The following is an 18449-nucleotide window of genomic DNA, read 5'->3' on the forward strand; positions in this document are numbered from 1 at the left end:
CTTGCTTGATCCCCCTCGTTGCATGTGAAAACTCCCCGCTTCACCCGGGAGTGCGGTAGCCGTGGTCTTGCACATTCGTCAAAGGACTTTGCTCGGCGCGGGCAGAACAAGACCGTTAGTCCGGGCTGGACGGACTACACACTGGTTGGATTTCATTTGAAGATTTCATGGATGAGCCTTCAGACGGAGCATGTTGTGCCTGTCATTTAAGGCAGTAGCTGGAATGTCGGGTCTGATCGGCTTGCCGATCGGCACAGACCAGGGTGACAAAAGGCGTCAATCGTTCCCGCTCTCGCGGCAAAATACCCTATTTCCACTTCTTCGCTGGGAAGAAGTCGGCGAACGACTTCGCGGCTTGTGCCATTTCATGCTGCCATGACAACAACTATCTCTAGACAAAATAACCGGACAGATAGTCTATGAACATGAATGTTCGCGCCGTCAATCTGCCGAACCAAAGACATCTTCTGTTGCGGATGCGCTTTCAATTGGTGGGCGGTTTGATGTTTGCCATCGTTGTGCCTGCTCTGATTCGTCTTTCGATAGGGTACGGCGTTATTTATTCATCAAATATGCAGATCACGATCGTCGCTGCGGTTATCGCACATATCATTGGCTACATGTCATACCGCCGGATCGCGAATTTTCCCGGGGTAGCAGCAACTGGATACATTCTGCCTACCTTTGCGTTAGCCTACGGCCTCGTGTTTTTGACGATTTTCTTTTTGCGAATTGACTACAGCCGGTTCCAGGCGGCCGCCAGCTTCTTTCAGTCAACATTTTGGTACTTTGCGATAAGCGTGGTGACGCGGCGGCTCGATCCGTACCGACTGGCTGTAGTCCCTGGGGGAAACGTCGATCGGCTCGGAAATATACCCGGCGTGGCCTGGCATTGGATACGTTCGTCTGACGAAATTGTAAAACATGCAAGCGGAGTGGTCGCAGACCTTCGGGCTGATCTTTCAGACGAGTGGGAGCGCTATATTGCCGATCGAGCGCTTTCCGGCACGCCGGTCTATCATATCAAGCAGATCAGCGAGTCCCTGACAGGGCGTGTCGAGATCGAACACCTTTCAGAAAACACTCTGGGCTCTCTAAATCCGAATCAGGCCTATTTGAAGATAAAGCAGGTGATCGATTGGGCTGCGGCATTGGCTGCTCTGATTCTTCTTTCGCCGGCGCTCTTATTGGTCGCCGTGTTGGTCAGACTTGAGTCAAGTGGAGCTGCGTTGTTTAAACAGGAGCGGATGGGCTACAGAGGCAACGTGTATAGGGTCTACAAATTTAGGACGATGAGAGTTGGCGCTCGCGGTACTGATGAGAAGGAACAGGCAATTACAAAAGACGGTGACGCGCGTATTACTCGATTAGGGCGGTTGTTGAGAAAGTCGAGGATCGACGAACTGCCACAAGTTATCAATATCCTGCGCGGAGAAATGAGCTGGATAGGACCTCGACCCGAGGCGCTCGTTCTTTCGAGATGGTACGAGGCTGAATTACCTTTTTATAGGTATCGGCATATCGTTCGGCCGGGAATTACAGGGTGGGCACAAGTGAATCAGGGCCATGTTGCGGCCGTGGGAGAGGTCCTAGAGAAACTTCACTACGATTTCTACTATATCAAGAACTTCTCGCCGTGGCTGGATCTGCTAATTGTGTTCCGGACAATTAGGACGGTCCTGACCGGCTTTGGCGCTCGTTGAATGGCTGGGAGTGCAAGGTCAAGCCGAGGCTGGGCGTTGAACATGGTATCGGCGCCCCTGCAGCGGGGAGATGAGCGCTTGGTTGCCGGAGCAGCCCGTCTGCTGAATATTGGTTTGCGTTTCGGCACTCTGTTGACCCGGTTTCTGTTCGTATTCTTCCTGGCCAGGTACATCGATCCGACGTCGGTCGGATACTACGGGCTTTTCACAGCCACCGTCAGTTACGGTCTATATATGGTCGGCTTGGATTTTTATGTCTTCCTTTCGAGGGAGATACTGCAAGTCTCTGACGACCAGCGAGGGGCCATGCTGAAGGGCCAATTGACGTTATGCGGCCTTCTTTACGTGATTGTACTGCCAGCCTTTGTCCTGATCTTAATGCTCGAGGGCTGGTCAACGTCCCTTCTATGCTGGTTCGTTCCAATTCTGGCACTGGAGCATTTCAACCAGGAAGTGTCCCGTCTGCTCGTCGTGTTGTCGGACCAGGTTGCGGCGAGCATAACGTTATTCGTGCGCCAGGGCAGCTGGGCGATCGCCGTTGTAACCCTGATGATCGGATTTCCAGAAAGCCGGAACCTCAACGTCATTATGGCGCTCTGGGCATGCGCGGGGCTTGCTGCAGGAGCGCTGGGTATTTGGAGACTAAGGCAACTCCCGATTGGTGGTTGGTCGAAACCGATCGATTGGCGCTGGGTCGGAAAAGGGATCTCGGTCAGCGCGGCCTTCCTGGTTTCGACCCTCGCTTTGCGCGGTATCCAGACAGCCGATCGATATTGGATGGAGAGCCTGGGCGGCATTGAAGCGGTCGGCGCTTATGTGTTGTTCCTCGGAGTTGCAGGAACGCTTATGGTCTTTCTGGATGCGGGCGTGTTCTCGTTCAGTTATCCCGCACTGATCAGTCACAGCCACAAGCAGGAATACAGTCTGGCCCGTAAGACGGTTCAGCAAATGTTTTTTCAGACCGTGGCCATGTCGGTTGCGTTTGGCCTCGTAAGCTGGGCGTTGCTGCCTTACCTGCTACATTGGGTGGGAAAGGCGGTCTATCAAGATGCCGTCGGCCTATACCCATGGGTGCTACTTGCCGCGATCACCAATGCCGTCGGTATGGTGCCTCACTATGCTCTCTATGCCCGTGGGTTCGACAAACCCATCATCTACAGTCATATCGCCGCATTGCCGGTATTTGTCATATCCACCTGGTGCCTCAGCAAAAGCCACGCCGAACTAGCTGTTCCCATCAGCATGACGATCTCGTTCACTCTGATCATGATTTGGAAAGCGGTCGCCTACCACCGCCTCGACACAAATCACTTACCGCCAAAGTCGTCGGCATAATTCAAACTTTTGCTAAATACAGGCGAACCTATGATCCGCTACGGACAGCAAGATATTACGCAGGCTGACATCGATGCCGTTGTGGGCGTTCTGACGTCCGCCAACCTTACTCAAGGCCCCAATATCCCGAAGTTTGAGCGGAGTGTGATAGCGCGCACTGGTGCCAGGCATGGGGTGGCCGTCAACAGCGCAACCTCGGCACTTCACATCGCCTGTCTGGCGCTGGACCTAGGGCCTGGAGACTTTCTCTGGACCTCGCCGAACACTTTTGTGGCCACGGCGAATTGCGCGCTCTATTGCGGCGCTCAAGTGAGCTTCGTGGATGTCGACCCGCGTACTTATAACCTCTGTCCTCGGGCCTTGGAGGAAAAGCTCATTGAAGCTGAAAAGGTCGGCCGCCTGCCGAAAATTGTGGCCCCGGTTCACCACACCGGCCAGCCCTGCGACATGGAGGCCATTCACGCCCTTGGTGAAAAGTACGGGTTCAAGATCCTCGAAGATGCCTCGCATGCCATCGGCGCCCGCTACAAGGGAGAGCCGGTCGGAAGCGGCCAATACAGCGACATCACCGTGTTTAGTTTTCATCCAGTAAAGATCATCACAACCGCTGAAGGTGGGATGGCCTTAACGAACAATGATGAGCTGGCAACGCGCTTGAGCCTACTGCGAAGTCACGGCATCACGCGAGAGCCAGCACTCATGACGCAGGAAATGGATGGCCCTTGGTATTATCAACAGGTGGCTCTCGGCTACAATTACCGTATGACGGACATGCAGGCTGCCCTAGGCGTGAGCCAAGTTGCTCGCCTGACCCATTACGTGAAGCGGCGACACGAGATCGCGGACCGTTACAACAAGCTCTTGGCCAACCTGCCGCTGACGCTGCCGTGGCAACATCCAGATAGCTACTCTGCCTATCATTTGTATGTGATCCGGCTGCAGCTGGAGGAGATAGGCGTGTCGCATCTAGAGGTTTTCGAGGCAATGCGCGCCAGGGACATCATGGTCAACCTGCATTACATCCCGGTGCATACCCAACCTTATTATCAGAAGATGGGTTTCCGGAACGGCGACTACCCGGAGGCTGAGCGCTATTACCGGGAGGCTATCAGTATCCCAATGCACCCGGCATTGACCGACGCGGACCAGGAGTTCGTGGTTAAGGTGCTACGCGAGGCTATGGGGCTATGAGGCTTGCCGTGATTCCTGCACGGGGCGGTTCGAAGCGCATCCCACGCAAGAACATCCGCACCTTTTGCGGGCTGCCGATAGTTGCGTGGTCAATTCGCGCAGCCGTACAGAGCGCCTGTTTCGATCGTATCATTGTCAGCACGGACGATATTGAGATCGCCGAGGTCGCAAAAGAATACGGCGCAGAAGTGCCTTTTTTGCGCCCGAGCGAACTGTCTGACGACCACACTGGAACTGTTCCCGTTGTGGCACATGCCATCCAATGGCATGCGACGGAGGGTGCTCCTGCCAGACAGGTCTGTTGCATCTATGCCACTGCGCCATTTGTGCAGGCGAGCGACCTGCGACAGGGTCTAGAGATCCTTTGGGCGACCGAGGCCGACTTCGCCTTCTCGGTGACGAGTTACGCCTTTCCCATTCACAGGGCGTTGCGTATCACGTCAGGTCAACGCGTGGCGATGTTCCAGCCGGAGCATCTTGGGAGCCGCTCGCAAGACCTTGAGAAGGCCTGGCACGATGCGGGTCAATTCTACTGGGGTCGCGCTGAGGCTTGGCTCGAGAACAAGCCTGTGTTGGGGCAGGGCAGCGTCCCTGTGTTCTTGCCACGCCATCGTGTGCAAGACATCGACACACCCGAGGATTGGAAGCGGGCGGAACTTATGTTCCAGATCCTAAACCAGGACACGGGACCGGAATGATCCAAAAATGTCCCCGCGGCGATTGAAACGCGTGCAGGTCGCCTTTCGAACTGATGCCTCGATCGAGATTGGCACTGGTCATGTCATGCGCTGTCTTACGCTGGCTGACGCGCTTCGCGAGCGCGGGGCGGAATGCCAGTTCATTTGCCGTCTACACAATGGCCACCTTATGGATCTCATAGCAGAGCGCGGATACATGGCCGTCGCGCTGCCCAAGCCGCCTAAGGAGGCCATTAAGACGTGTGCGGTTCCACCCCATGCCTACTGGCTGGGGACGGACTGGGCTCGAGATGCGCAAGAGACGTGCCAGGCCATCGCGGCTGTGGATTGTCTGATCGTAGATCATTACGGGCTAGACCGCCGCTGGGAGGAAGAGCTTCGTTCTGCCTGTCGGCACCTGATGATCATTGACGACCTGGCTGACCGCCCGCACAATTGCGATCTGTTGCTCGACCAGAGCCTCGGTCGCACCGAACAGGACTACAATGGCCTGCTGAGTGCCCACGCCATCACATTGCTCGGACCGGACTATGCGCTACTGCGGCCTGAGTTCGCAGAGCTGCGCGGAGAAAGTCTTGCTCGTCGGCTTCAACCGAAACTCGAGCACGTACTCGTAACCATGGGCGGTGTAGACAGGGAGAACGTCACGGGCCTTGTATTGGATGCGCTCGATCTCTGCACCTCACCCTCTAATCTGCGGATCACGGTCGTCATGGGGCCGCATGCGCCTTGGTTGCCGCAGGTGCGTGCCAGAGCCCTTAGAATGCAGAGGCCCACCCAAGTACTGACAGGCGTACGTGACATGGCTCGGCTGATGGTGGGCAGTGATCTGGCGATCGGTGCGGCGGGGAGCACCACTTGGGAACGTTGCAGTCTGGGTTTGCCTACAATACAGATCGCGTTAGCTGACAACCAAAAAGAAATGGCGGCAGTCCTCGCGAAAAGAGGTGCGGTCATCGGCACCGCCTCTAAAGAGGACCTTTCAGCCGATCTTCCAAACTTGCTATCTATACTCGGCACAGATCAGTTAAAATCACTCGTAAGCTCTTCAGCATTGGTCTGCGCCGGCGGGGGAGCGGCAACCGTAGCGGACCATCTCTTGCGACTTTCGCTCGAAACGTTGGAGGGCACGTGAGCAGCTTGGGAAAACTCCGAGCCATAGAGGATGACGAGCTTGAACTCATGCGTTCTTGGCGCAATGCACCTGCTGTACGCGCCAACATGTATACCAGACATGAAATCTCACAAGCGGAGCATCTTTCCTGGTGGAAACAAACTAGCGGATGTGACGATCAAAAATACTTTATGTACGAGTGCAACGGCATCGGACATGGTATTGTAGGGATCACGTCAATAGATTTTCTTAATGCCAATTGTTCGTGGGCCTTTTATGCGTCAACGGACGCGCCAAAGGGCGTAGGATCCCGCATGGAATACCTCGCGTTAGAGTATGTTTTTGGTCAGATGGGATTGCACAAATTGTACTGCGAGGTTCTGGCTTTTAACGAGGCGGTGATCAAGTTGCATCAGAAGTTTGGTTTTCGGGTCGAAGGTGTATTTCACCAGCATCATTCGATCGATGGTAAATATGTCGATATCTACAGGTTAGGGTTACTCGCGCCGGAATGGTCAAGCATCCGTAACAACTTGTACGCCAAGCTATCTGAAACTCAAACGGGGCGGTGAAATGGGCCACGAAATCCAGATCGCCGGGCGCCGGATCGGCCCGGATCAGCCTCCCTATGTCATTGCCGAACTGTCAGCCAACCACAACGGCAGAATCGAAACGGCGTTACGCATCGTCGAGGAGGCCAAGAGGGCCGGAGCAGATGCCGTCAAGCTGCAGACCTACAAACCCGACACGATCACGCTCGATAGCGACGGCGAGGAGTTCCGCATCAAGGGCGGTTTGTGGGATGGGCGCACGCTCTATGATCTCTATCAGGAAGCGCATATGCCCTGGGATTGGCACAAGCTCCTCTTCGATCATGCCCGCAAGGCGGCCATTACCATCTTCAGCTCGCCCTTCGACAGTACGGCGATTGATCTCCTGGAAGACCTGAATGCGCCAGCTTACAAGATCGCCTCGTTCGAAGCTGTCGATCTGCCGTTGATCAAATACGCCGCCAGCACAGGCAAGCCGATGATCATCTCAACCGGCATGGCGGATGCGGAGGAGATTCGGGAAGCCATCGACGCTGCGCGGGAAGGCGGCTGCAGGGAATTGGCCATTCTGCACTGCGTCAGCGGTTATCCGGCTCCGGCTGATGACTACAATCTGCACACGATGCGCGACATGATTGAGCGGTTCGGACTGGTCACGGGCCTTTCTGATCATACGCTGGACAATACTACCGCCATTACCAGTGTGGCCTTGGGGGCCTCGATCATCGAAAAGCACTTCACCCTCGACCGCGGCGGCGGTGGGCCAGACGATAGCTTCTCGCTGGAACCTACCGAAATGGCGGCCTTGTGCGCCGGCGCGAAAACGGCCTGGCAGGCGCTCGGCAAAGTGGACTACGGGCGCAAATCGAGCGAGCAGGGGAACGTCAAGTTTCGCCGGTCGCTGTATTTTGTACGGGACCTAAAGGCAGGGGATGTCATTACGCGAGACAGCGTACGCAGCGTCCGACCCGGGTTTGGGCTTGCGCCTAAGAATCTCGAAGCAGTGTTGGGCCGTACAGTGACCCGGGACATTCGTTCGTCGACGGCCGTACTCCCTGAACTGATCGATAGCTGGCCGCCACGATGAACGTTCTCCTTCTGTCAAATAGCGCGCCGAACTACTTTCATTTCTTCAACGCACTCGCGGCGCGGTTCAGCAACGACGGCGCCACCGTAGCTGTTGCAGTAGACAGCGCGTTTTCTCGCGAAGAGAACGGCTTGGATTCCGCGGGCTTTGCTGCGATCTATGACTTCTCGTCCTTCTTTGCGAACCATCATGTCGATTTCGATATTCTAGCCCGCTATGCCGGATATGATTTGAACTCTGCCCTACTATCCGACTTCGAGCGTGCGCAGGTCTACGGGATCTGGGGAGAGGGTGCCGACCTCGATTTCTTCGATCACCTAAAAAGCGCCCTGCTAACGTATTTCGAGGAGATATTCGACAAGCATGGCACAGAGCTCGTCTTGTATGAAAATGTCTCCAACACGTTTGCGCATTTCGCGCTTTTCGTAGCCCAGGAACGGCACGCCGTTTATTTTGGTTTAGGCGGCTCTCGCCTACCCGGTCGCTTTTCCGTTTCTGCAGATCCTTTGGCGGATGACTCTGTCGAGAAAGCTTTTGCTGGAATTCGAAATGGTCAAAAGACAGTGGCGCCGGATGTTCACCAGTGGGTAGAGAACTACATCACCAACATAGAAACGATCGTTCCCGATTACATGAAAATCAATGGGCTGGAACGTATCGCCTTGATTAAGCGGTACTTTCGGCGTGGCCGCTTCGGTAGGATCAAGGCACTCATACGCCACGCGTCCGACAGCCGTACCAATTCGTTCCAGATCGGCAATCCCCTGCGCACACATGTAAGCCTCTTTCTGCGCAATGTGCGTCGTCGTCTCAAAGTCGGCAGGGTTCGCAGCATGTATCAAAAAGCGGTGGCTGGTGAACGGTTTCTTTTGTACCCGATCCACTTCCACCCTGAAGCCTCGACATCCATCCTCGCTGGGGCCTACCTCGACGAATATGAAGTCATCCGCAACATTGCCTTCAGTCTGCCCGAGGGCGTCCGCTTGTATGTCAAGGATCATATGAGCGCTTGGGCATACCCCTCGCTCAAATTTTACCAACGTATTCGGTCTCTTCCCAATGTAAGGTTGCTGGGGCCGGACGAACCGACAAAGCAACTGATCAAATCGTCTGTCGGAGTCATCACTCTCACAAGCACTGTCGGTTACGAGGCGCTTCTGCTTAAAAAGCAGGTGTTTCTCTATGGGCGTGTATTTTACGGATTTCACAAGGGCGTCGTCCCGGTAGTAAATCCTGCCAATCTCCGTCGCACTATATCAGACAGCCTGGCCTCTACGACGAGCTGGGACGACCAGTACAATCATGACTTCGTCTGCGCCTATTGGCTGTCGACCCTGCCAGGAGTACTTAATCTTATGCTCGATCGTGAGCCAGCCGCTCAAGCTGCCGAGCATATCTATCGTGAATTGCTAAAGTCTGGGCGATTGCACGGATACCCACCGGTAAAGAGCGCAGCTTAAAGGGCGCGCCTAAGTAGCTACGGCTCCCGCCTTAAGGTGCGGAGGCAGGCATATCGTTGCGTGTGCGGAAATGAAAAAGATCAAAGTTCTTTGTGTCGTCGACTTTTATCTGCCGGGCTTCAGGGGGGGCGGGCCGATTCGCACGCTTTCCAATATGTGTGAAGCTCTGGGCAGTAACGTTGAGTTTTTGATTTTTACAAGGGATCGTGATTTGGGCTCCGGTGAGCCATATCCGGGTGTCCGTACCAATAAGTGGCTGCGCTCACCAAGTGGTTTTGTGTATTATGCCGACCCCAGCAAATTTAACGCCAGGCACATGGCCAAGGCAGCGGAGCTACACGACTTCGATGTCCTGTATCTGAACAGCTTCTTTGGATATAGGTCTTCTATTTCCATTTACCTCAAACAACTCTTGGTTCGGAGAAATTACGCGAATGTCTGCATCGCGCCACGGGGCGAATTTTCTGCCGGGGCGCTCTCGATCAAACGTCTTAAAAAACGGATATATCTGAGTTGCGCCAGGCTGGCGGGACTGTATCGGGGTGTGCATTGGCACGCCTCCACCTCATTGGAAGCTGAAGATATTCAGCGTCAGTTTCCTCATTCGAGAGGGAAAATCCATCTTGCAGCCGATCCGGTGTCCGCGGCAGGTAAATATTCCATGCCCCCAGCACATCCGCGAAAAACAGCGGGTCAACTGGCTATTGCCTTCATATCGCGCATATCACCAAAGAAGAATCTGGCTGGCCTGCTCGAGATTCTTTCCCGAGTGGATCGCAAGATCAAACTCACTATTTTTGGCCCTATAGAGGACGCTGCCTACTGGCAGAAATGCCAGGCTATGATCAAACGCCTCCCATCCCACATTACCGTCGAATATCGGGGAATGCTGGAGCCCGATGAGGTTTCCGCAACGTTTGCTGCATTTGATCTGTTCGCGTTTCCTACCCTCGGCGAAAATTTCGGGCATGTTGTCTTTGAGGCTCTGCGCGCCGGTACACCTGTCCTGGTTAGTGATCAAACACCTTGGCGGGCCGTTTCATCTGGCGCAATCACAGTAGTCCCGCTCGGTTCTATCGACATATGGCGACAGCAACTAGCGGTCGCGGCGGACAGAGATTCCCAAGAGCAACGATTGCTCCAAACGGCCGCGATTGAATTCGCCAAACGCTACGCCGCATCAGACGGGGCGCGATCGGACACTCTGGCAATGTTCCGTTCTGTCAGCAACCTGTTGAAGTAGAAAAGGACGCTCGATGTTTACCGGCAAGACCCTCCTCATAACCGGCGGCACTGGTTCATTCGGAAATGCCGTTTTGCGCCGATTTCTCGATTCCGATTTAGCTGAAATCCGCATCTTCAGCCGGGATGAGAAGAAGCAGGATGACATGCGCAAGAAATACAACAACCCGAAGGTCAAATTCTATATTGGGGACGTGCGCGACTATCAGTCCGTCCTCAACGCCGTTCGAGGGGTGGATTTCATTTATCACGCCGCCGCACTCAAGCAGGTGCCGTCCTGCGAATTCTACCCGCTTGAGGCCGTCAAGACCAACGTGCTGGGTACGGAGAACACCCTGGAAGCCGCCATAAACTGCGGTGTGGAGCGTGTGATCTGCCTGAGCACGGATAAGGCGGTATATCCAATCAATGCCATGGGTATCAGCAAGGCGATGATGGAGAAGGTCATCGTCGCGAAGTCGCGATCGAGCAACAAAACCGCCATATGCGCTACCCGCTACGGCAATGTGATGGCTTCGCGCGGCTCGGTAATTCCATTGTTCACAAACCAAATTCGCGCCGGCCAGCCCATCACAATCACTGACGCGGCCATGACCCGTTTCATGATGACATTGGACGACGCGGTCGACCTGGTGCTTTACGCTTTCGAGCATGGCAATCCCGGTGAGATCTTCGTGCAGAAGGCCCCGGCAGCTACGATTGAGACCTTGGCCAGGGCCCTGACCGGCCTGCTGGGGGCCCCTGAGCATCCGATCAGGATTATAGGTACGCGACACGGCGAGAAATTGTTCGAGGCTCTGCTCAGCCGAGAGGAAAGAGTGGCAGCGCAGGACTTGGGCAACTACTTCCGTGTTCCACCAGATTTGCGCGATCTGAACTATGGAAAATTTTTCGAGCAAGGCGAGATCGAGATTTCGCAATCGACAGATTACAACTCGCACAACACCACAAGATTGGACGTCGCGGAGATGCAGGCCTTATTGATGAAACTTCGGTTTGTGCAAGCTATTGTCCGTGGCGAGCATGTCGAACCCGAAGAGTGAGCCAGATGACATGCCCTTGGTTCCGTTTGAAAAGGTCGTTGAAAGCTGGCTGTTTGCTCGCGAGGACCAAACCGCCTGCGTCTAAGACTAAGATCTCTTATCGGTATGGTTTTAGGTTCGCACCAGAAAGGCGATGCGTAACGTGAAAACGAACAGAATCCTTGTCTTGGGCGCTGGAGGTATGCTGGGAAACGCGGTCTTCCGGTTCTTCTCGGCCGATCATCGATACGCAACCGTTGGAACCCTCCGATCATCGACCAAAAAGCGCCATTTTCTGCCTCACGAGCATGGTAGCCTCATATCCAATCTTGATGTTCGGAATGACGGAGATCTGACGGCCGTGTTCGCCGAAATCCAACCGGATGTCGTGGTAAACTGTGTCGGAGTCATCAAGCAGCTTGAGGCTTCGCGAAACCATCTCACGTCGCTGTCAATCAACGCTTCTCTCCCTCATCGCTTGGCGCAACTTTCTCGCGTGGCCGGGGCCCGTTTGGTACATGTGAGCACGGATTGTGTTTTCTCAGGTAGCAAGGGTAATTACCTGGAATCCGATTTTGCCGATGCCAACGATTTGTACGGGAGAACGAAGTTTCTGGGTGAGGTCGATTACCCGAATGCGGTGACACTCCGCACGTCAATCATCGGTCACGAGCTGGAGAGCTCAAAAAGTCTGGTCGACTGGTTTTTGAGTCAGAAAGGCCAGGTGAAGGGCTACAAGAATGCTGTTTTTTCTGGCTTGCCCGCGGTAGAGATAGCGCGCGTGATCAAAGATTTTGTCGTGTCAAATGCCGAATTGAGGGGTCTTTTTCATGTTTCAGCTGATCCTATCAACAAATTCGATCTTCTGTCGTTGGTCTCGAGGGTCTACGGCAAGGAAATAGATATTATTGCCGACACGTCCGTCAGGGTCGATCGCTCCCTGAATTCTGACCTATTTAGGAGGACGACGGGCTTTCTACCCGATCCGTGGCCGGACCTCGTGTCGACCATGCATAAGAGCTATCTCAAGTACAACCAGCAGGTCGTCGGCAGTAAAGAGCTTGACGCTTTGACAGGTCAGGATCGCTCCTAGGAAGCGAATTACAGCTGTTTCTCTTTGGGGATTTGCGACGTAGCTCGCTTCCTCGGCTGGTGGTCTAAAACATCGCTCGGCCCGGAGAGTTCAAGTGGGGAGTGGATTGGTGAACAAGCTGAAGGTTATGACGATCGTCGGGACGCGCCCCGAAATCATCCGATTGTCGCGTGTCATCGACCGGTTGGATCAATCGTGCGACCAATGTCTCGTGCATACGGGCCAGAACTATGACTATGAGTTGAATGGAATTTTTTTCGAGCAGCTTAAGATTCGCCGCCCCGATGTGTTTCTTGAAGCATCAGGAAACACTGCCGCCGAAACGATTGGTCGCGTAATCGAGGCGACCGACAAAGTGCTCCGAGAGCGCCAGCCAGAGGCGGTTTTGTTGCTTGGGGACACAAATAGCTGTCTCGCGGCAATTGCGGCCAAACGATTGAGGATTCCTGTTTTTCATATGGAAGCCGGCAATCGTTGTTTCGATTCACGGGTTCCGGAGGAGATAAACCGCCGAATAGTTGATCATGTAGCCGACATTCATCTCACGTACAGTGACATCGCGCGAAACTATCTGCTACGAGAGGGGATTGCCCCGGATCAGATCATAAAGACGGGCAGCCCGATGCTTGAAGTCCTAAATTACTATATGGATGAAATCAACAAATCGGATGTCTTGGGTCAGCTCTCTCTTGAACGAGGGAAGTACTTCGTAATCAGTGCTCATCGCGAAGAGAACGTCGACTCACCGGATAAAATGACCCGGATTGCTGACATCGCCAATCACATAGCGCAGGAACACGACGTTCCGCTGATTTGTTCGACGCACCCGCGCACCCGTTCGCGGCTGAACTCGTTGAACCTCCAAATGGACTCGAGGATCCACTTTATGAAGCCCTTCGGCTTCTTGGACTATGTGCATCTGCAGATGAATGCAAAAGCGGTTCTGTCCGACAGTGGTACGATCACGGAAGAGTCCTCCATCCTGAATTTTCCGGCGCTCAACTTGCGCGAGGCGCATGAGCGTCCCGAGGGGATGGAGGAAGGTACGGTAATGATGGTGGGCTTGGACGTCGACCGGGTATGTCAGGGCCTTGCAATCTTGGAAAACCAACCGCGTGGCGCGGAGCGTGGGCTTCGCCTGGTTGCCGACTATAACATCCCCAATGTCAGCGAAAAGGTGGTTCGCATAATCCACAGCTATACTGACTATGTGAATCGAGTTGTGTGGAAGAAGTACTGAGCGGCGCCAGATGCGGATCGCTTTGATTGCGGATACTTTCCCGCCGCTGCGAACGTCGGGCGCGGTACAACTGAGGGATCTTTCGCGCGAATTTGCGCGGCAAGGGCATCGGCTGACGGTCATGCTGCCGGCGGCCGATCTGGGCCGCCCCTGGGCAATTGAGGAGCTTGACGGTGTAACGGTGCTGCGCCTGCGAGCGCCGCCTACCAAGGAAATTGGCTATGTGAGGCGGACCTGGAATGAGTTCGTCATGCCTTTTGCCATGTTGCGCAATCTGCGCAAAAGCCCGCTGGCGGGGCAGCGATGGGACGGGATCGTTTGGTATGCTCCCTCTATCTTCCATGGGCCTATGGCGAGCGCACTTAAGCGCGAAAGCGGCTGCAAGGGATATCTGATCATTCGCGACATCTTTCCCGAATGGGCGGTTGATATGGGCCTGATGGGCCGCGGTCTGCCCTACCGTTTCTTTGATTCTATCGCGCGCTACCAGTACTCGGTTGCTGACGTAATCGGCGTCCAGACGCCGGGCAACCTTGTTTACTTCGACCGGTGGCGGCGGAAGTCGGGGCGCGTCCTCGAGGTGCTGCAGAACTGGCTGGACAAGCCTTCAAACGTACGTTGTTCAATCCGCGTCAGCGAGACACCGTTGGCCGGGCGTAAGCTGTTCGTATACGCGGGCAACATGGGGGTGGCTCAAAGCGTCGGCATTGTACTGGACTTGGCGCAGAGAATGGCCTCACGGATCGACGTAGGTTTCCTGCTGGTCGGTCGGGGCAGTGAGGCCCGAAGACTTAGGGAAAAGGCGCAAGCTCTCGGCCTCACCAACGTAGTCTTTTTCGACGAGATCCACCCCGACGAAATTCCGGATCTCTACGCACAGTGCCGGATTGGGATCGTTTCGTTGGATCTTCGCCATAGATCGCACAACATACCGGGCAAGTTCCTGACATATATGCAAAACGGCCTCCCTGCACTCGTGCGCTTGAACCCAGGCAACGACTTGGCCGAGCTGATCCGAAACGAGCGGGTTGGCGAAGAGTGCCAGAGCGATCAACTGGATGAACTGGTGGCAAAGGCGGAAAGGCTACTGGTACAAGTTGAAACGGATGCCGACCTGCCCGGACGTTGCAGGCAATTGTTCGATCGCCAGTTTTCCGCCGAGCAAGCGGTGTCTCAAATCGCAGAAGCCCTTTCCAAGCCATAATTATTGCGCGCGATCTTGGTCTCAAGGGGAGGGCGCTGGCTTCCCCTTCGCGGTCGGACTGCTCCCTGTCTCCCGCAATAGCCGACCGCGACCATTCGGCTATAGGCCAGGCCTGCGGCGTACTATGATTTCGGGAGACGATTTTCTGCGGCGGGTTTCGGCGGTGCGTGACCAGGAGCCCTGCGCTCAACGACATGCCGAGGTTTTGTCGATGCCGTCTTCACAGCGACTTGGGGCTTCCTCTGTCATTTCTCTTTTTTGATCGCTGAGACGGATCGCCAGTATGGTTGCCGGAGAACCGAATGACGTGCGGCTGAAAAATGTCGACGGTCAATGGATTGTTCAGGTCGTCGAAAACGGCAAAGTAACTCTGCATTTATTCAACGCTCAAGACCTTGCCGAGAGCTACGCCGAACTCCAGCGAATGAGACTCGGCCTGCCCGGAAAGCCACCAATTTGCAGGGAGAACACGGTGGATGAGCGCCCTAAGCGACTTCGAGAAACACAAGACTTCATCATCCACGATGTTCACGACCTCGACGAGTACTCTGATCGTGGTATTGTCGCTACCCTGGTTGATCCACACGGAGTCCGCCTCCGTCTCCACCTCACAGTCGTGACGTCAGAATTGCTCTGCGAACGCATCGCCGACGCGCTGGAGCGCCGGTACGGCAAATAGCGACTCCTAGAGCCAAATTGCTGTCGTGGATCCCGAATCCGTGATCAAGCTATGCGGTGGCTCTCAACTCTTCTTGGCCAGCGGCGGGCGCCCTGACCCGCCGCTGTCAAGCACCTCCCAAGCAGCTTTAATCCGAAGCCGCGTCAGATCGATGTTTAAACACGAGGAGAGGGAACTCTATGTCTGCAATCGATATTGCGACGCGTAGTCTAGCTGACGGATGGCGATCTAGCGGCCTCGAAAATCGTGATGTAGTACTAATTCATTCCAGCGCAAGGCGCACTCTCGGGCGACTTAAGGCTGCCGGAGTCTCTCCTTCAACGGAGATTATCCTGAGGAGCTTTTTAGAATCCGTGGGCCTCGAAGGAACGTTGGTGTTCCCGCTGTTCAATTTCGATTTCACGACAGGCTTGCCGTTCGATATCAGGTCGTCCCCGAGCAAAATGGGGGCTTTGACGGAAGCTGCTAGGCTTCATCCGGGCGCGGTTCGAACAGGCCATCCTATCTATTCGTTTGTTGCCATTGGGAAGAGAGCTGCCGAGTTCGAAGGGATCACAAATTTCAGCGGGTACGGCCCTGACAGCCCGTTTGCCGTCTTACGAGAGATGGATGGCAAAATCGCATCTCTCGATCTCCCCGATCAGCATTCGATGACTTTCTACCACTACGTCGAGGAAATGTGCGCCGTTCCATATAGATACCACAAAGCCTTCACTGGTCCTTATACCGATGCCGCGGGCGTAACTGAAAGCCGAACTTTCGGCCTTTTTGTTAGGAACATCGAGGAAGGCGTCAAGACGTACGTCGATCCCATGGGCGAGGAGCTTTGGAATAGCAGCCTGTATTCAGGTTCCCGCCCGAACGAGGGCACCGGGCTTCGGGTAATTAGCGCCAGGGCAATGTTCGATGCAACCGAGTCCGTCATCACTTCAGGCCGCGCGCACGGTATGCTTTACCGCAAGGAAACCGACAGTGAATAACCAGAGTATGCATCAGTGGGCGCAGGATCTTTGGCCTATGTGCCGGAGTCTGACCGGCCAGGGTGTCCGGGATACACTGGACTACCTTGGCAAGCTAATACCGGGGATGCGGCGACATTTTGTTCCGACAGGCTATCAGGCATTCGATTGGACTGTGCCGAAAGAGTGGACGATCCGCGATGCGTACATCGAGGATATGAGCGGCAACCGAGCAATCGATTTCAAGCGCAATAATCTGCACGTGCTCGGCTATTCGACCCCCATCAACGCCGTCATTTCGCGCCATGACTTAGACAAGCATCTCTACACGCTGCCCGACCAGCCCTCCGCCATCCCATATGTCACCAGCTATTACAGCGAGCGATGGGGGTTTTGCCTGTCCGAGGTCCAAAGAGCCGCACTGACCGACGACCGATACAAGGTCGTGATCGACAGCGATCTGCGCGATGGTGTCCTCGACTTCGCCGACGTCATTCTGCCTGGTGAACGGAAAGAGGAAGTTCTTCTTTCCACCTATATTTGCCATCCGTCCATGGCTAATAACGAACTATCCGGGCCGGTGGTGACGACAGCGCTGGCCCGCTGGCTTGCGTCTCTTCCCAATCGCAAATACACCTATCGTATCGTCTTCATCCCAGAGACGATCGGGTCGATAATTTACCTCAGCCAACACTTGGAGGCGATGCAGGAACGGACGATTGCAGGCTATATCGTCACTTGTGTAGGCGACGAGCGCGCGTGGTCCTTCTTACCCTCTCGATCGGGGAATACACTTGCTGATCGCGCAGCGCTGGCCGTCTTACGGGATCGCGAACACAAGGTTTACAGCTTTCTAGAACGAGGGAGTGACGAAAGACAATACTGCGCGCCGACTGTAAACCTTCCGGTCGCATCGATCATGCGATCGAAATACGGAACCTTCCAAGAATACCACACCTCTCTAGATGACCTAAAGTTTGTAACCCAAAATGGGCTGGAGGAAAGCTTTCAAGCCTACCGCAGTTGCATCGAACTGATTGAGAACAACGAGCGATGGCGAGCTACCACTTTCGGCGAACCGCAACTCGGGAAGCGGGGGCTCTATCCGAGTCTTTCTCGTGTCGGCAGTGCACAAGATGAGGTGCGGACACGGATGAACTTCTTGGCTTATTGCGATGGAACGAATGACATCATCGCCATTTCGGATCTGATCGGTGTGGCGCCCGGCGCATGCATTGAGTTGGCGGATATTTTTCACAAGCATGATCTTATCAAGCCTGTGTTGGGGAATCCTCTCCGGCTTCACGGGGCCAGACTGGATGCTCATCGCATCGCCTGCACCACGGAAGATCGATGAATAAGTTGATCGCTATTCCCATTGTCGGGCTGGTGTTTGTGGTTGGCTTCATGGCTGTCATTGTCTCGCAGAAAGGCAGACCACGTCCGCTGCCACGCGCCACGCTTTCGCAATTCACCGGGCAGCTCAACATTCCTTCGATCGACGATCTTCGGGTTGGGGGCCGCAAAATTGTCCTGTGCGGTGCCGCGTCGACAAAACCGATGGCCTTACGTGGAATGGTTACGGACGCAGCGCGGCGAGATTTTCAGGGAATGGTTTTGAATTGCAAGCCGGTCGGCTCAGGCACTCCCTGCGATGGGAAGACCGGAACCAGGTTGGGGGCTGCAGTGGTCGTCCAGTGCCTTACGCAGGACGGGGGTGACTTGGCGGCTATTCTTACTCAAAGGGGCTTACTCTGTGGCCAGCCTAGCCAGATTGGGGCGATTTACAAAGCTTGCTAATCTCGATTGATATGAAGAGCGGCGGAACGACGAAAAGGGGAGCTACGGACACTTTCCTAGTTCAACGCCGA

17 protein-coding genes are annotated in these 18449 nt (G+C 54.8%); all 17 read left to right on the forward strand.

The genetic code is table 11. The annotated features are described in order from the left end of the window. Positions 1-419: 419 nt before the first annotated feature. The 17 genes from ACFSOZ_RS11795 (at position 420) to ACFSOZ_RS11875 (ending at position 18378) form a co-directional block, all read left to right on the forward strand. On the forward strand, positions 420-1703 hold the full coding sequence (locus ACFSOZ_RS11795; protein WP_244571432.1) for a sugar transferase: 1284 nt from the start codon (positions 420-422) through the stop codon (positions 1701-1703). A 78-nt stretch (positions 1704-1781) separates the two neighbouring features. After that, positions 1782-3038 carry a lipopolysaccharide biosynthesis protein gene (locus ACFSOZ_RS11800; RefSeq protein WP_379097587.1) on the forward strand — a complete coding sequence of 419 codons (1257 nt, stop codon included), beginning with the start codon at positions 1782-1784 and terminating at the stop codon, positions 3036-3038. Positions 3039-3068: 30 nt separating this feature from the next. Further along, positions 3069-4229 carry a UDP-4-amino-4,6-dideoxy-N-acetyl-beta-L-altrosamine transaminase gene (pseC, locus tag ACFSOZ_RS11805; RefSeq protein WP_379097590.1) on the forward strand — a complete coding sequence of 387 codons (1161 nt, stop codon included), beginning with the start codon at positions 3069-3071 and terminating at the stop codon, positions 4227-4229. After that, on the forward strand, positions 4226-4927 hold the full coding sequence (gene pseF / locus ACFSOZ_RS11810; RefSeq protein WP_095204570.1) for a pseudaminic acid cytidylyltransferase: 702 nt from the start codon (positions 4226-4228) through the stop codon (positions 4925-4927). Before pseC ends, pseF begins: the two co-directional genes overlap by 4 nt. Positions 4928-4934: 7 nt before the next feature. Next, complete coding sequence (pseG, locus tag ACFSOZ_RS11815; RefSeq protein WP_095204569.1) at positions 4935-6062, forward strand: UDP-2,4-diacetamido-2,4,6-trideoxy-beta-L-altropyranose hydrolase; 1128 nt, start codon at positions 4935-4937, stop codon at positions 6060-6062. Then, positions 6059-6613 (forward strand): UDP-4-amino-4,6-dideoxy-N-acetyl-beta-L-altrosamine N-acetyltransferase, encoded by a 555-nt coding sequence (gene pseH / locus ACFSOZ_RS11820; RefSeq protein ID WP_379097594.1) that lies wholly within the window; start codon positions 6059-6061, stop codon positions 6611-6613. Before pseG ends, pseH begins: the two co-directional genes overlap by 4 nt. A gap of 1 nt (position 6614) precedes the next feature. Continuing rightward, a complete protein-coding gene (gene pseI / locus ACFSOZ_RS11825) occupies positions 6615-7679 on the forward strand; it encodes a pseudaminic acid synthase (RefSeq protein WP_095204568.1) in 1065 nt (354 codons plus the stop codon). Further along, the gene (locus tag ACFSOZ_RS11830; protein WP_379097597.1) at positions 7676-9139 is read left to right on the forward strand and encodes a capsular polysaccharide export protein, LipB/KpsS family; all 1464 of its coding nucleotides are present in this window, start codon (positions 7676-7678) and stop codon (positions 9137-9139) included. The genes pseI and ACFSOZ_RS11830 overlap by 4 nt, the downstream gene beginning before the upstream one ends. 70 nt (positions 9140-9209) lie before the next feature. Beyond that, positions 9210-10382, forward strand: coding sequence for a glycosyltransferase (locus tag ACFSOZ_RS11835; protein WP_379097600.1), 1173 nt, complete (start codon positions 9210-9212; stop codon positions 10380-10382). A gap of 13 nt (positions 10383-10395) precedes the next feature. Next, positions 10396-11424, forward strand: coding sequence for a polysaccharide biosynthesis protein (locus ACFSOZ_RS11840; protein ID WP_379097603.1), 1029 nt, complete (start codon positions 10396-10398; stop codon positions 11422-11424). 133 nt (positions 11425-11557) lie between these two features. After that, positions 11558-12496 carry a dTDP-4-dehydrorhamnose reductase family protein gene (locus tag ACFSOZ_RS11845; RefSeq protein WP_379097606.1) on the forward strand — a complete coding sequence of 313 codons (939 nt, stop codon included), beginning with the start codon at positions 11558-11560 and terminating at the stop codon, positions 12494-12496. Positions 12497-12605: 109 nt separating this feature from the next. Further along, positions 12606-13736 (forward strand): non-hydrolyzing UDP-N-acetylglucosamine 2-epimerase, encoded by a 1131-nt coding sequence (gene wecB, locus ACFSOZ_RS11850; protein WP_378925785.1) that lies wholly within the window; start codon positions 12606-12608, stop codon positions 13734-13736. 10 nt (positions 13737-13746) lie between these two features. Next, positions 13747-14940, forward strand: a complete 1194-nt coding sequence (locus ACFSOZ_RS11855) for a glycosyltransferase family 4 protein (RefSeq protein ID WP_379097609.1) — start codon at positions 13747-13749, stop codon at positions 14938-14940. A gap of 283 nt (positions 14941-15223) precedes the next feature. Then, positions 15224-15619: a hypothetical protein gene (locus ACFSOZ_RS11860; RefSeq protein WP_379097612.1), complete on the forward strand. Its 396-nt coding sequence runs from the start codon at positions 15224-15226 to the stop codon at positions 15617-15619. Between the two features lie 179 nt (positions 15620-15798). Beyond that, a complete protein-coding gene (locus ACFSOZ_RS11865) occupies positions 15799-16599 on the forward strand; it encodes an AAC(3) family N-acetyltransferase (protein WP_379097615.1) in 801 nt (266 codons plus the stop codon). Further along, a complete protein-coding gene (locus ACFSOZ_RS11870; protein WP_198421179.1) occupies positions 16592-17935 on the forward strand; it encodes a DUF4910 domain-containing protein in 1344 nt (447 codons plus the stop codon). The genes ACFSOZ_RS11865 and ACFSOZ_RS11870 overlap by 8 nt, the downstream gene beginning before the upstream one ends. After that, entirely contained in the window at positions 17932-18378 is a 447-nt protein-coding gene (locus ACFSOZ_RS11875; protein ID WP_379097618.1) for a hypothetical protein, read from the forward strand. The genes ACFSOZ_RS11870 and ACFSOZ_RS11875 overlap by 4 nt, the downstream gene beginning before the upstream one ends. Positions 18379-18449 lie beyond the last annotated feature (71 nt).

Origin of the sequence: Mesorhizobium newzealandense, from assembly GCF_042682145.1 — a bacterium.
In the GTDB taxonomy this organism is placed as follows: Bacteria; Pseudomonadota; Alphaproteobacteria; order Rhizobiales; family Rhizobiaceae; genus Mesorhizobium; species Mesorhizobium newzealandense.